13 protein-coding genes are annotated in these 13171 nt (G+C 62.7%); 11 read left to right on the top strand and 2 right to left on the bottom strand.

Annotation, left to right across the window (positions count from 1 at the left end; translation table 11 throughout):
* Window positions 1-74 precede the first annotated feature (74 nt).
* On the bottom strand, window positions 75-992 hold the full coding sequence (metR, locus tag NUV89_RS22235) for a transcriptional regulator MetR (RefSeq protein WP_017736266.1): 918 nt from the start codon (window positions 990-992) through the stop codon (window positions 75-77).
* Window positions 993-1174: 182 nt separating this feature from the next.
* On the opposite strand from metR, the gene NUV89_RS22230 reads away from it, so the two are divergent.
* The 5 genes from NUV89_RS22230 (at window position 1175) to NUV89_RS22210 (ending at window position 4796) form a co-directional block, all read left to right on the top strand.
* Entirely contained in the window at window positions 1175-2194 is a 1020-nt protein-coding gene (locus NUV89_RS22230; RefSeq protein ID WP_257782996.1) for an alpha/beta fold hydrolase, read from the top strand.
* A 55-nt stretch (window positions 2195-2249) separates the two neighbouring features.
* Window positions 2250-2903 carry a DsbA family oxidoreductase gene (locus NUV89_RS22225; RefSeq protein ID WP_257782995.1) on the top strand — a complete coding sequence of 218 codons (654 nt, stop codon included), beginning with the start codon at window positions 2250-2252 and terminating at the stop codon, window positions 2901-2903.
* Window positions 2904-3109: 206 nt separating this feature from the next.
* Window positions 3110-4030, top strand: a complete 921-nt coding sequence (locus NUV89_RS22220; RefSeq protein ID WP_257782994.1) for an arginase — start codon at window positions 3110-3112, stop codon at window positions 4028-4030.
* Complete coding sequence (locus NUV89_RS22215) at window positions 4027-4407, top strand: transporter (RefSeq protein ID WP_017736270.1); 381 nt, start codon at window positions 4027-4029, stop codon at window positions 4405-4407. Before NUV89_RS22220 ends, NUV89_RS22215 begins: the two co-directional genes overlap by 4 nt.
* The gene (locus NUV89_RS22210) at window positions 4404-4796 is read left to right on the top strand and encodes a transporter (RefSeq protein ID WP_257782993.1); all 393 of its coding nucleotides are present in this window, start codon (window positions 4404-4406) and stop codon (window positions 4794-4796) included. Before NUV89_RS22215 ends, NUV89_RS22210 begins: the two co-directional genes overlap by 4 nt.
* A 48-nt stretch (window positions 4797-4844) precedes the next feature.
* Here the strand turns inward: NUV89_RS22210 and NUV89_RS22205 are convergent, their stop codons facing one another.
* Complete coding sequence (locus tag NUV89_RS22205) at window positions 4845-5615, bottom strand: MipA/OmpV family protein (protein WP_257782992.1); 771 nt, start codon at window positions 5613-5615, stop codon at window positions 4845-4847.
* A 217-nt stretch (window positions 5616-5832) separates the two neighbouring features.
* Between NUV89_RS22205 and NUV89_RS22200 the strand changes: the two genes are divergently transcribed.
* Genes NUV89_RS22200 through NUV89_RS22175 form a run of 6 tightly spaced genes read left to right on the top strand, consistent with a single transcriptional unit; the run spans window position 5833 to window position 13094 of the window.
* Entirely contained in the window at window positions 5833-6534 is a 702-nt protein-coding gene (locus NUV89_RS22200; protein WP_257782991.1) for an HAD-IB family phosphatase, read from the top strand.
* Window positions 6527-7921, top strand: coding sequence for an aspartate aminotransferase family protein (locus NUV89_RS22195; protein ID WP_257782990.1), 1395 nt, complete (start codon window positions 6527-6529; stop codon window positions 7919-7921). The genes NUV89_RS22200 and NUV89_RS22195 overlap by 8 nt, the downstream gene beginning before the upstream one ends.
* Window positions 7918-8817 (top strand): carboxylesterase, encoded by a 900-nt coding sequence (locus NUV89_RS22190; protein ID WP_257782989.1) that lies wholly within the window; start codon window positions 7918-7920, stop codon window positions 8815-8817. The genes NUV89_RS22195 and NUV89_RS22190 overlap by 4 nt, the downstream gene beginning before the upstream one ends.
* Window positions 8814-9938 (top strand): GNAT family N-acetyltransferase, encoded by a 1125-nt coding sequence (locus NUV89_RS22185; protein WP_257782988.1) that lies wholly within the window; start codon window positions 8814-8816, stop codon window positions 9936-9938. Before NUV89_RS22190 ends, NUV89_RS22185 begins: the two co-directional genes overlap by 4 nt.
* Window positions 9938-11707: a HAMP domain-containing sensor histidine kinase gene (locus NUV89_RS22180; protein WP_257782987.1), complete on the top strand. Its 1770-nt coding sequence runs from the start codon at window positions 9938-9940 to the stop codon at window positions 11705-11707. Before NUV89_RS22185 ends, NUV89_RS22180 begins: the two co-directional genes overlap by 1 nt.
* A complete protein-coding gene (locus tag NUV89_RS22175; RefSeq protein ID WP_257782986.1) occupies window positions 11697-13094 on the top strand; it encodes a sigma-54 dependent transcriptional regulator in 1398 nt (465 codons plus the stop codon). Before NUV89_RS22180 ends, NUV89_RS22175 begins: the two co-directional genes overlap by 11 nt.
* The last annotated feature ends 77 nt before the right edge of the window (window positions 13095-13171 follow it).

The raw sequence follows: 13171 nt of genomic DNA, 5'->3' as shown, positions 1-13171 counted from the left end.
ACAGATAATTCGACTGAACCACCGCATTCGCGAGCAAGCCCGCTCCCACATTTTGATCATCAGAGTTTTCAGTATCAGCGAACGGCGCTGACGCCATCCAATGTCGAGAACGACGTGTCCTTCGCCGTCAGCAAGAAATCGCGCATATACGGCGCATCCAGCATGTCCGCCCGAATCCCCGCATACAACGTCGCAAACAAGCCTTTCTCACCCAAACGCTTGGCTTTCACATACCCGCGCGAGCTGTATTCATGCAGCGCCCAATGGGGCATGCCGCACACGCCACGGCCGCTGGCCACCAGTTGCATCATCATCACCGTCAGTTCCGAGGTGCGCACCTGGGCCGGTTCGACGTCGGCGGGCTCGAGGAAGCGGGTGAAGATGTCCAGGCGGTCGCGTTCCACCGGGTAGGTGATGAGGGTTTCCGTCAGCAGGTCTTCCGGCACGATGTAGGATTTGCCCGCGAGCGCATGCTGGTTGGCCACCGCGAGCATGGCTTCGTAGGTGAACAGCGGCACATAGGTGATGCCCGGCAACTCCAGCGGGTCGGAGGTCACCACCAGGTCCAGATCGCCACGGGCCAGGGCCGGCAGCGGTGCGAAGGCAAACCCGGAGGCCAGGTCCAGCTCGACTTCCGGCCACGCATCGCGGAACTGGTCGATAGTCGGCATCAGCCATTGGAAGCAGCTGTGGCATTCGATGGCCATGTGCAGGCGCCCGGCGGTGCCGCCGGCCAGCCGCGCGATATCGCGCTCGGCACCGCGCAGCAGCGGCAGGGCCGCATCGGCCAGTTGCAGCAGGCGCAGGCCGGCGCTGGTGAAGCGCAGCGGCTTGGTCTTGCGCACGAACAGCTGCATGCCCAGGCGTTCTTCCAGCTCCTTGAACTGGTGGGACAACGCCGATTGCGTCAGGTGCAGGCGCTCGGCGGCTTCCACCAGGCTGTCGGCTTCGCGCAGGGCGTGCAGGGTCTTGAGGTGACGGATCTCGAGCACGGGCTCTCCATGAGGGTAATTTGTGACGAAGCGCAATTGCGTGAGTTTGTCTCATGTTGCCGTTTGTGTCGACCATGACCGCTGGGCACTCTTCATTAAACTGTCATGGAACTGTGGCAGCGCGCTTGAAAAAACTTCATCAGACTCGCGCTCTACTGGGGTTCTGCGTTTCGGTGTTTTTCATGCGCGTGTTGCTTTTACTGGCCGCTCTATTGTTCGGCCTGCCGTCTTTTGCGGCTTCTCGATGTGATGTCAACGTCCCGACCGAAACGGTCGATCTGGCTCAGGTGAGCATCGCCTACCAGAGCATCGGCCGTGCGTCCGATCCGGCGTTGCTGCTGGTGATGGGCCTGGGCGGGCAGTTGATCCACTGGCCGGATGAAGTGGTCGTCGCCCTGTGCCAGCAGGGTTTTCGGGTGATCCGCTACGACAACCGTGACGTCGGCCTGTCCACCTGGCGCCAGGCACCGGCCAGCGCCAACCTGACTTTTGAAGTGCTGCGCTACAAGCTCGGCCTGCCGGTGTCGGCGCCGTATACGCTGACGGATATGGCCGACGACGCGCTGGGCCTGATGGACGCGTTGCAGGTCCGCCAATTCCACGTCCTGGGCGCGAGCATGGGCGGCATGATCGCCCAGCACCTGGCGGCCATGGCGCCGCAGCGCGTGGAAAGCCTCACGTTAATCATGACCAGTTCCGGCGCCGAAGGCCTGCCGGCGCCGAATGCGGCGCTGGTGCAACTGCTGTCACGGCGCAGCGCGCCCAACCGCGCGGTGGCACTGGAGCAGCAGGCCGATCTGCTGGCGGCGCTGGGCAGCCCGAATGTGAAGGATGATCGCCAGGCCCTGCTGCACCAGGCGGCGCTGTCCTACGACCGCGCGTTCAACCCGGACGGCGTGAAGCGCCAGATCATGGCGATCCTCGCCGAACCGAGCCGCGTGCCGTTGCTCAACCAACTGCGCGTGCCGACCCTGGTGGTACACGGCACCGCCGACCCGCTGTTGCCGGTGATGCACGGCGTGCACTTGGCGGCGCACATCCAGGGCAGCGAATTGAAGCTGATTCCCGGCATGGCCCACCGTTTCCAGGAAGCGTTCAAGGCGCCGCTGTTGACGGCGGTGCTGCCGTACCTGCAAGCCCATCGCGAAGACGCCGCGCACTGGGCGCAGATTGACCTGGGCGAGCCTTCGAAGGTGCTGTGACATTGGTGTATCGTGCAACCTTTCCGGCACGTTTTTGCCTACGAGGTTGCTAGCCATGAGTACTCCCCTGAAAATCGATTTCGTCAGCGACGTGTCCTGCCCCTGGTGCATCATCGGCCTGCGCGGCTTGACCGAAGCCCTCGACCAGCTGGGTAGCGACGTGCAGGCGGAGATCCACTTCCAGCCGTTCGAACTGAACCCGAACATGCCCGCCATCGGTCAGAACATCGTCGAGCACATCACTGAAAAATACGGCTCTACCGCCGAGCAATCCCAGGCCAACCGCGAGCGCATCCGCGACATGGGCGCCGCGTTGGGCTTTGCCTTCCGCACCGACGGCCAGAGCCGCATCTACAACACCTTCGACGCCCACCGCCTGTTGCATTGGGCCGGGCTGGAAGGTTTGCAGTACAACCTCAAGGAAGCGCTGTTCAAGGCGTATTTCAGCGACGGCCAGGACCCTTCCGACCACGCGACCCTGGCGATCATTGCCGAAAGCGTCGGGCTGGACTTGAAGCGCGCGGCTGAGATTCTCGCGTCTGACGAATATGCCGCCGAGGTGCGTGAGCAGGAGGAACTGTGGGTGTCCCGTGGCGTGACGTCGGTGCCGACCATTGTGTTCAACGACCAGTACGCGGTGAGCGGCGGGCAGCCGGCGGAAGCGTTTGTGGGGGCGATTCGGCAGATCATCAACGACGCTCAAAACTAAAGCCGGTCGCAGTTCAAAATGTGGGAGCGGGCTTGCTCGCGAAAGCGGAGTGTCAGCCACTGGATTTATTGCTGATACACCGCATTCGCGAGCAAGCCCGCTCCCACACAAGCCCGCTCCCACAGTTGTTCCTCGTTGTGCTTGAGATAAGTGCTGGCCCGGCCCTTGCATTGACCCCCTGAAGCCATAAAGGGGGCACCTCTGCCTTGAATATTCTCGATCTCGACCACAGCCTCACCGGCCAGGCACCGATTGCCCGGCGCCTGGCCAGCGGTCAGGCCACACGCCTCGACCTGCTGGACTTGGGCCCGAAGCTGCGCCTGTGGTCCACCGAAAAAACCTGGAAGTCCTTCGCCGCGCGCCTGGCCACACGGCCTCGGCCGGTGGATGCACGCCCGGAAATCCTGTTTGTCGGCTCCGGCGATTATCACCACCTCACGCCGGCGTTTCTCGCCGACCTCAAAGAACCCGTCAGCCTGATCCACTTTGACAACCACCCCGACTGGGTGCGCTTTGCGCCCAAGCGGCACTGTGGCTCGTGGGTCAACCGCGCGCTGAACATGCCGGCGATCAAACGCATCGTCACCCTCGGCCCGTGCAGCGATGACCTGCACAACCCGCAACTGCGCGGCGGCAACCTGGGGGCGCTCAAGCGCGGGCATTTGCAGCTGTTTCCCTGGCAGCATCCGCCGTCGAAAGTCTGGGGCCGGGTCGGCGACGGCGCCGGTCACCAACAGCAGGAAAACCACCTGCACTGGCGCAACCTCGCGGAGTTGGATTGGGGCGTGTTTCTCGAGCAGATGATCGCCAGCCTGCCCACCGACGCGATCTGGATCACCATCGACAAAGACGTACTGGCCAGTGAGGACGCCGCCACCAACTGGGACCAGGGCGGCATGCGCCTGAGCCATCTGCTGCAAGCCCTGCGCGCCTTGGCGGCGGGCAAGCGGATCATCGGCATCGACGTGTGCGGCGAGTTTGCCCAGCCCGCGTTCAGCAACGCGTTCAAGCGCTGGGAGGCCAAGTCCGACCAGCCACCGGCCGAGCGCTGGAGCCCTGAGGATTTGCAGCGCAATGCCACGACCAATGAAGCCCTGATCGACCTGTTTGAGGAGCTGTTCCCGTGACGTTGACCGTAGTGTTGCTGGTGGCGTTTTCCATCGTGCTCGATGTGATCGGCCAGTTGTGTTTCAAGCTTGGCCTCGACCGCTTGCCGGAGCTGGAAGGCGGTTTTCGCCTGAATGCGTTTTGGGGCCAGGTGTTCAATGCGCCGCTGTTGTGGGCGGGGATCGGCGCTTATGTCATCGAGTTTTTTGTCTGGCTGGAAGCCTTGTCCCGCGCGCCGTTGAGCCTGTTGTTTCCGGCGGCGGCGTTGGCCTATTGCGGGGTGGTGCTGGTGGGCAAGGTGGTGCTGGGTGAGACCGTCAGCCGCCGCCGTTGGGCGGGCACCTGGGTGATTACCCTGGGCGTGATGTTGGTGGCGATTGCAGGAGGGCAGGCATGAATACGCATGGGTGGTTGCATGGGCGCTTCGGCACCGTGGTGCTGTGGGCCTTGCTGATCTGTACCGAGAGTGCCGGGCAGCTGTTTACCAAAGTGGCCGGCGATCAGTTGGGGCAGATGGATTTCAATTGGCAGTGGCTGGCCGCTGTGGCGCGCAATCCTGGGATTCTCGCGGCGATTGCCTGCTACATCGGCGCGTTTTTCGTGTGGATGCTGATCCTGCGGCGCAGCAGTCTGTCCTTGGCGTTCCCCCTGAGTTCGTTGGTGTTTGTGGTGGTGTTGCTCGGCTCGTGGCTGGGGCTGGGGGAACATATCAGCGCGCTGCACTGGGTGGGGGTGGCGGTGATTATCGGCGGGATTGCCTTGTTGGCCGAAGGCGAAGAAAACTGAAACCCCTGCCATGAAATGCAGCTCCCACATTTTTTGCTCTGCGGTGAGTCAGTTGAATTTGTAGCTGATGGCTGTCTGCACTTGGCCCTGGTTCACATCCCCAGTCTCCTTGACGATGCTGCTGTTCGCCGCCGAGCCCACCAAGTGCACCCAGCTGGCACTGGTCAGCAACGACCAATTGGGCGCCAGCGGAAACTCGAAGCTTTGCGTCAGCGTCAGGTTCTGGAACCCCGCACTGGCGTTGTAGGGCTTGAAGCCCGACGCCGCGGACTCATTGGCGTCTACGCCAAAATACGTCTGGGTCTGGCGCGCGTCGGCAAAGTGCGCCATCAGGCCGCTGCTGCCGATGATCCCGCCGCCCAGCGGGTAACCCAGTTCGCCGCCGACCTTGCCGAGCACGCCGCTTTGGTCGCGCCCGCCGCCAACGGCCTGGCCCACCTGGGCGTACACGCGCCAGAAGTCGGCCGGGGCGTATTGGATGAAACCGCCCACTTCAGCCATGTCCGACACATTGCGCAGGCCCTGCAGCGAGCCGTTCGACGTACGCCCCTGCAAGTAATTGATATAGGGCCCGGCGGTAAAACCCTGGGTCTTCAGCGCGCTCCAGCTCAGGCCATCATCGGTGCTCAGGCTGACGTCGCCCCAGTCCAGGTCCACATAGGGCACCGGACGGGTTTCGTAGCGGCTGCCGGTGGGGTCGTGGGGTTGGTAGCTGAGGCCCGCGCCCACTTCGCCGCTGATACCTTCGGCGCGGGCCGCGCCGGCAACGCCCCACAGCCCGAGTAAACCGGCGAATACAGCAACACTGACCTTATGCATGGAACGGCTTCCTTCTCTGAACATGCGCGCATGAACGCGCGAAGGGCCGCCTTCGCGCAAGCACTGATCTTGTTTGTAGCAAGCTACAAAAATTGTAGCTCCCACGACACATAGCCGCCCGCAAGCCCAGCCCCGCTGGGTATTCGCCGGTTGGCACAGTCCCTGCTCTACCCCTTGTGAAAGCGCAGACAGCGCGCTCCTTTTCAAGGTAACCGCAATGATTGACTGGCATATCGTGTGCGACTTCGACGGGACCATCACTCCCACCGATGTCATCGACAACGTCCTCCAACGCTTCGCCGGCCCCGAGTGGGAAACCATCGAGCAGCAATGGCTGGATGGACATATCGGTTCACGCGAATGCCTGAGCCGCCAACTGGCGCTGATAAAGGCCACGCCGGGTGAACTGCTGGCCTACTTCGACAGCGTGGAGATCGACCCGGACTTCCCCGATTTCGTCGATCAGGTCATTGGCCTCGGCGCGTCCATCGAAGTGGTCAGCGACGGCATCGAGCAAGGCATCGCGCGCATCCTGTCGCGCAACTACGTGACCTTGCTGCCGATCCTCGCCAACCGCCTGCGCCAGGTCGACCAGAACAGCTGGCGCATTGACTTCCCGTATGCCAGCGACGCCTGCCGTGCCGCATCCGGCAACTGCAAGTGCAAATCCACGCCGCGCAACAAGCGCGTGCTGGTGATCGGCGACGGCAAGTCCGACATGTGCGTGGCCTCCACCGCCGACTTCGTGTTCGCCAAGGGCAGCCTCGCCGATTACTGCGTCACCCACCAGATTCCCCACGCGCGCTTCGACACCTTTGCCCAAGTGCCTGCATTGCTGGCGCTGCTCCCCCAGGGCAACGCCGCCAACGCCACCTCCTTTACTGCTGCCGACAACCAGGAACTCTTCCACCATGTCTGATATCCGCATCGCTACCGCCGAAGACCAGATCCTTCTGGATAAAGAAGCCAAGTACTGCTCCTACGGCGACACCGTTCACTACATCGAGCCGCCGCGTATTTTCAGCCGTTGCGAAGGCTCCTACGTGTGGGACACCGAAGACCAGGCCTACCTCGACCTGCAAATGTGGTACTCGGCCGTCAACTTCGGCTACGCCAACCCGCGCCTGAACAATGCGCTGAAACAGCAGATCGACACCCTGCCGCAAATCGCCAGCCAGTACCTGCACAAGGGCAAGATCGAGCTGTCGGAAATGATCGCGGTCGACGCGAAGAACAAGTTCGGCCTCGATGGACGCGTACACTTCAACGTCGGCGGTTCGCAGTCCATCGAAGACTCCTTGAAAGTGGTGCGTAACGCGTCCAACGGCAAGAGCCTGATGTTTGCCTTTGAAGGCGGCTACCACGGCCGTACCCTCGGCGCTTCGTCGATTACGTCGAGCTTCCGCTACCGTCGCCGCTACGGCCACTTTGGTGAGCGCGCCAACTTCATTCCGTTCCCGTACCACTTCCGCGGCCCGAAAGGCATGACCAAGGAAGAATACGGCAGCCAGTGCGTGCAGCAATTCGCGCGCTTGTTCGAGACCGAATACAACGGCGTCTGGGACCCGAAAACCAATCAGTGTGAATACGCCGCGTTCTACGTCGAGCCGATCCAGGGCACCGGCGGCTACGTGATCCCGCCGATGAACTTCTACCGCGAGCTCAAGCACGTGTTGGACCAGCACGGCATCCTGATGGTCAGCGATGAAATCCAGATGGGCTTCTACCGCACCGGCAAACTGTGGTCGATCGAGCACTTCGACGTGCAACCGGACGTGATCGTCTTCGGCAAGGCGCTGACCAACGGCCTCAACCCGCTGGGCGGCATCTGGGCCCGTGAAGAGCTAATCAACCCGAAGGTCTTCCCGCCAGGTTCGACCCACTCCACCTTCGCCTCCAACCCGCTGGGCACGGCGGTGGGCCTGGAAATGTTCAAGATGACCAGCGAAGTCGACTACGGCGCGATGGTCATGGCCAAGGGCAAATACTTCCTCGAAGGCCTGCAAGACCTGCAGAAACGCTTCCCGATCATCGGCGACGTCGACGGCCTGGGCCTGGCGCTGCGCTGCGAAATCTGCGGCCCGGACGGCTTCACCCCGGACAAGGCGACCCTGGACTACATGGTCGAAGAAGGCATGAAAGGCGACATGCTCGTGGACGGCCAGAAACTCGGCCTGATCCTCGACGTGGGCGGCTACTACAAGAACGTGATCACCCTGGCGCCGTCCCTGGAAATCAGCTACCCGGAAATCGACCTGGGCCTGAAGCTGCTGGAGCAACTGCTGGTGCGGGCGACCAAACGGTGAACGTGATTGAGATCGACCTCGGTGAAGGTGATGCCGGTTTCGTTCTCGGTGAAGGTCCGGTCGGGATCCTGTTGATCCACGGCCTGACCGGCACGCCGACGGAATTGCGCCAGGTCGCCAAGGGCCTGGCCAAGGCGGGCAATTGCACGGTGTACGTGCCCACCCTGGCCGGGCATTGCGGCGATAACGCCGACTTGCAGGCCACCGGCTGGCGTGACTGGTACGAAGGCGTGCGCAACACCTTCGTCCAGGTCAGGCAGCGGCATGAGCAGGTGTTTGTCGGCGGCTTGTCCATGGGGGCGGTGATGTCGATGTACGTGGCCGCCGAACACCCGGGGCAAGTCGCCGGGCTGCTGATGTATTCGACCACCTTGAAGTACGACGGTTGGAGCATCAACAAACTGGCGTTCCTCACGCCGTTGCTGATGCGAATTCCATTCGGCGTGCATATCTGCAGTTTCGAAGAGAAGCCGCCCTACGGCATCAAGAACGAACGCCTGCGGGCCATCGTCGAGCGGCAGATGAAGGAGGGCGAAAGCAGCGAGGCGGGATTGTTGACCATGGAGGGCATCACCGTGCGCGAGTTGCACCGGATGAACGCGGTGGTGAAGAAACGCATGGCCGAGGTCAAGGTGCCGGCGCTGGTGTTGCATTCCATCGAGGACGACATCACCAGCCGCTGGAACGCCGATTACGTCGAGCGCCACCTGGGCGGGCCGGTGACCAAGATCCTGTTGGACAACTGCTATCACATGATTACCGTGGACCTGCAATACCGCCGGGTGATCGAGTTGAGTGCCGAGTTTGTCGAGCAACACACCGCCTTCAAGCCAGCTCCCACAAAAAGCTGCGCACAGTTGATCGACTTCCGCCATAGAAGTAAGGGAAACCTGTGATTACCACCCAAGCCTTCCCGAGCATCCGGGCCCTCCAGCGCAGCGCCTGGAACGACTGTTTTCCCGGTGCCCTGGAGGACTGGGACTATTACGTCGCCGTGGAAAACGCCGCCATCGCGGATTTCCAATGGCGCTACCTGGCGGTGTATGAAAATGGCGTGCTGGTGGCCGTAGCCGCCGCGTTCATCACCCATTACCGCCTCGACACCACGGTGTCGGGCGCCGGCAAGCGTTTGACCGAACGCCTGGACCGGCTGTGGCCGGGGCTTTTGCAGTTGGGCTTGTACGCCATCGGCTCGCCGGTGGCCGAGCGCTGTGATGCAGGTTTTGCCAGCAGCGTGCCTGAATCGCGCCGCCCGATACTGCTCAAGCACCTGCTCGCCGCCGCACGTCAGGACGCCGATGAGTTCGGCATCGGCCTCGTAGCGGTCAAGGACGCGCCAAGCAACGATCCGCATTGGTCCGACAGCTGCCGCGCCGCCGGCTTCCAAAGCATGCCGAGCCTGCCCACGGGCGTGTTGCCGCTGCCCTACGGCTCGGTGGACGCCTATCTCGGTTCCCTGGGCAAATCCACGCGCAAGGACCTGCGCCGCAAGCTGCGCGCGCCGGGGCCACGGGTCGAGTGGCGGCGCAACATCGACGATGTGCTGCCCGAAATCATGCGCCTGTACGAAGCCACGCTCACCCGCGCCGACTTGCAGTTCGAGCGCCTGCCCGCCGGCTACTTCACCGGTGTGCTGGAGCGCCTCGGAGAACGCGCGGTGTGCGTTCTTTACTGGGTGGATGACCACCTGGTGGCGTTCAACCTGATCCTGGTGGACGAGCACCGCCTGGTGGACAAGTTCTTCGGGCATGACGTCGAATTCACCCGCGACTACAACCTGTACTTCCGCAGCTGGCTGACCAATGTGGACTACTGTATTGAACACAATATTGCGTTGTACGAGTGCGGGCAGGCCGGGTATGCCAGTAAGCTGCGCCTGGGCTGCGAGTTCCAGGGCAACAGTGTGTTCTTCCGGCACCGCAACCGGCTGGTCAACGGCCTGCTCAAGCTTGTAAAACTGTTTATTCGACCGGATCGTTCCGACCCTGCCATGGCTGCTGCGATAAGCGAAACCTGATGATCACCAAGACCCGCCAGAAAGCCCGTCCGTTTGCGATTTCGCGCTGGAGCGTCCAGCGCAAGCTGGTGCTGGCGTTCTGGCTGGTCAGTGTGATCCCGACGATGATCGCCGCCGAGCTGGCCGCGACCACCCTGTCGCAGATTTTCGACAGCAACGTGCGCATCTGGCTGCAAGAGTCCACGCGCATCGTCAAGGACGAGATCGGCGACATCGTCCACGACAACGCGCGCATGGCCAAGTTGTTCCTGCGCTACGCCAGCCCGCCTTCGGACCGCCTGGCCGCCAAGCACGACCGCTTGACCGCCGACATCGCCGATGCGACGGACATCGACGTGGTCGCGCTGATTCGCGTCAGTGACCACAAGATCATGTTCAGCACGGCCTCCGATGACATCGTCAAGCAGATCAGCCTGACCAGCAACGCGGTCCTGCAAACGGTGAGCGTGTCCGGCGTCGACACCGGCATCGTCGTCTCCACCTTCGAAACCAGCAAGGAAGGCGTGGATTACCTGCTGCTGGTGGCGACGTACCTGGACAGCAGCTTCCTCACCAGCGTGGCCGAAGTGCACTCACTCGACCTGCGCCTGTACCTGGCCAACCCGAAAGGTTTCTCGGAGATTTTCTCCACCCAGCGTTTCCAGGATCACCCCTCGCGCATCCCCAAGGACGTGGAAGCGGCGATGCGCAACACCAAGCAACCGAGCGAGCAGTTCACCAACAACTACAGCGGTTTGTACTGGCCGATCTTCAACGACGCCGGCGATTTGCAGGGCGTGATCTTCAGCGGTCTGTTGCGCCATTCGAGCCTGGTGGGGTTGGTCAACCAGAGCAATCTGTTCGTGCTCATCTTCCTGGTCAGCTCGGCGCTGTCCCTGGGCGCAGGCGTGCTGGTGTCACGGCGCTTGACCCGGCCCTTGCGCGACTTGTCCCAAGGCGTGGATGCGGTGATTTCCGGCAATTACCAGCACCGCGTGGCGGTCAGCGGCGGCGATGAACTGGCGCAACTGAGCAGCACGTTCAACCACATGACCGAGCGCCTGGGCGAGTTGCATCACCTTGAAGCGCAGTTGCGCCGGCGGGATCGCCTGCATGCCCTGGGTGAAGTCGCCATGGGCCTGGCCCATGAAATCCGCAACCCCCTGGGCATTATCAAGACCGCCACCCAACTGTTGCATCGGCGTGCCGACCTGGCGGAAACCGACAAGCGCCACCTGGAATATGTGGTCAGCGAAGTCAGCCGCATCAACGAGCTGATAACCGAGTTTCTCGACTTCGCCAAGCCCAACCCGCCGTTGCGCGTGTTGCAGCCGGCGCGGCCGCTGGTGGACGAGATCCTCGGCTTCTGCGCGCCGGAGCTGACCGCCCACAATGTTGATGTGCAGGTCGACGACCAGGCGCCGGGCGCGACGATCTACGCGGATGCCAAGCAACTCAAGCAGGCGTGCCTCAACCTCATCCTCAATGCCATCGACGCCATGCCCGACGGCGGGCGCCTGACCCTGGGGATTCGCAGCGTCGGCGACAACACGCTCATCAGCATCGCCGACAGCGGCCAGGGCATTCCGGTGGAAATGATCGAGCGCATCTTCACCCCGTTCGTCACCACCAAGGCCTCGGGCACCGGCCTGGGGCTGGCCAAGGTCTATTCGATCATGGAGAGTCACGACGGCAGCATCGAATGCGCCAGCGAGAAAGATGCCGGCGCCACGTTCAGCCTGTACATTCCAGCTATCGGCGAAGACGACGAGGACAGTCATGACGCATAACATTCTGGTAGTCGATGACGAGCCCAAGCTCTGCGACTTGCTCGCGTCGGCCCTGGGCCAGAACGAGGTGCAGGTGTTTGTCGCCGGCAACGGCTTGCACGCGCTCAAGGTGCTGGAGCAGGAAGACATCGACCTGGTCATCAGCGACTGGCGCATGCCCGGCATGGACGGCCCGGCGCTGTTGGCCGAGATCAAGGTGCGCTATCCCCAGGTGCCGGTGATCGTGATGACCGCCTACAGCACGGTGAAGAACGCCGTGCAATCGATGCGCAACGGCGCCTATGACTACATCGCCAAACCGTTCGACATCGACGAGCTGGACATCACGGTGGCCAAGGCCCTGCAGTTTCGCGACATCCTGCGTGACAACGCGCGCCTGCGCGCCGAACTGGATGAACACGCCCAGTTCGACAGCCTGGTGGGCGACAGCCCGGCGTTTCGCAGCGTGCTGCAAGCGGTGGACGCGGTGCGCGACAGCGCCGCGACCATCCTGCTCACCGGCGAGAGCGGCACCGGCAAGGAGATGGTCGCACGGGCCATCCACAAACACGGCAGCCGCGCCGACAAACCGTTCGTGGCGGTCAATTGCGCGGCGATCCCCGAGGGCTTGCTGGAAAGCGAAATGTTCGGCCATCGCAAAGGCGCCTTTACCGGCGCGGTGTCGGACCGGGTAGGGCGCTTTCAGCAGGCGGACAAGGGCACGCTGTTTCTTGATGAAGTGGGCGACATGCCGCTGGCGTTGCAGGCCAAGATCCTGCGGGCGTTGCAGGAGCGGGTAATCGAACCGGTGGGCGACCCGCGCGAGCGCAAGGTGGATGTGCGGGTGATCGCCGCCACCAACAAGAACCTGCTGGAGGCGGTGGCCAACAAGGAGTTTCGCGAAGACCTGTATTACCGCCTCAACGTGTTCCCGATTCCCCTGCCGGCGTTGCGCGAGCGCGTGGAAGACATCGCGCCGCTGGCCCGCCACTTCGCCCACACCCTGAGTGCCACGGCCGGCAAGCGCATCACCGGCTTCAGCGCCGAGGCGTTGCAGGCGATGGCGGCGTATCACTGGCCGGGCAATATCCGTGAACTGCAAAACTGCGTGGAGCGGGCGACGATTGTCGCGGCTACGCCGGTGATCGAGGACATCGACTTGCCGGGGTATCTGTTTGCGTCGCGGCCGAGCGAGGGCGGCGTTGCGGCGATCCTCAGCGACGGGCCGGGGGTGCCGCAGGACCTGGATGCGGCGCTGGCGGAGGTGGAGAAGGCTTACATTCTGGCGGCGTTGCAGGAGAGCAATGGGGTACAGGCGGCGGCTGCGCAGAAGATCGGGATTTCGGAGCGCAGCTTCTGGTATCGCCTGAAGAAGCTCGGTATTCAGGTCGACAAAATAGTCCGCTGATCTTTCTGTCTGAAAGTGATCCAAATGTGGGAGCGGGCTTGCTCGCGAAAGCGGTGTGTCAGTCAAAGATGTTCCAA

Origin of the sequence: Pseudomonas sp. 18.1.10 (assembly GCF_024655625.1) — a bacterium.
GTDB lineage: Bacteria > Pseudomonadota > Gammaproteobacteria > Pseudomonadales > Pseudomonadaceae > Aquipseudomonas.
The sequence above is the reverse complement of the archived record's forward strand: the minus strand, read 5'-3'. Positions and strand labels throughout refer to the sequence as shown.

Coding starts and splice junctions, on each gene's coding strand:
- NUV89_RS22195 (WP_257782990.1), top strand. CDS start 6,527: ATGTCTGATATCCGCATCGCTACCGCCGAAGACCAGATCCTTCTGGAT.
- NUV89_RS22175 (WP_257782986.1), top strand. CDS start 11,697: ATGACGCATAACATTCTGGTAGTCGATGACGAGCCCAAGCTCTGCGAC.
- NUV89_RS22210 (WP_257782993.1), top strand. CDS start 4,404: ATGAATACGCATGGGTGGTTGCATGGGCGCTTCGGCACCGTGGTGCTG.
- NUV89_RS22180 (WP_257782987.1), top strand. CDS start 9,938: ATGATCACCAAGACCCGCCAGAAAGCCCGTCCGTTTGCGATTTCGCGC.
- NUV89_RS22200 (WP_257782991.1), top strand. CDS start 5,833: ATGATTGACTGGCATATCGTGTGCGACTTCGACGGGACCATCACTCCC.
- NUV89_RS22230 (WP_257782996.1), top strand. CDS start 1,175: ATGCGCGTGTTGCTTTTACTGGCCGCTCTATTGTTCGGCCTGCCGTCT.
- NUV89_RS22225 (WP_257782995.1), top strand. CDS start 2,250: ATGAGTACTCCCCTGAAAATCGATTTCGTCAGCGACGTGTCCTGCCCC.
- NUV89_RS22205 (WP_257782992.1), bottom strand. CDS start 5,615: ATGCATAAGGTCAGTGTTGCTGTATTCGCCGGTTTACTCGGGCTGTGG.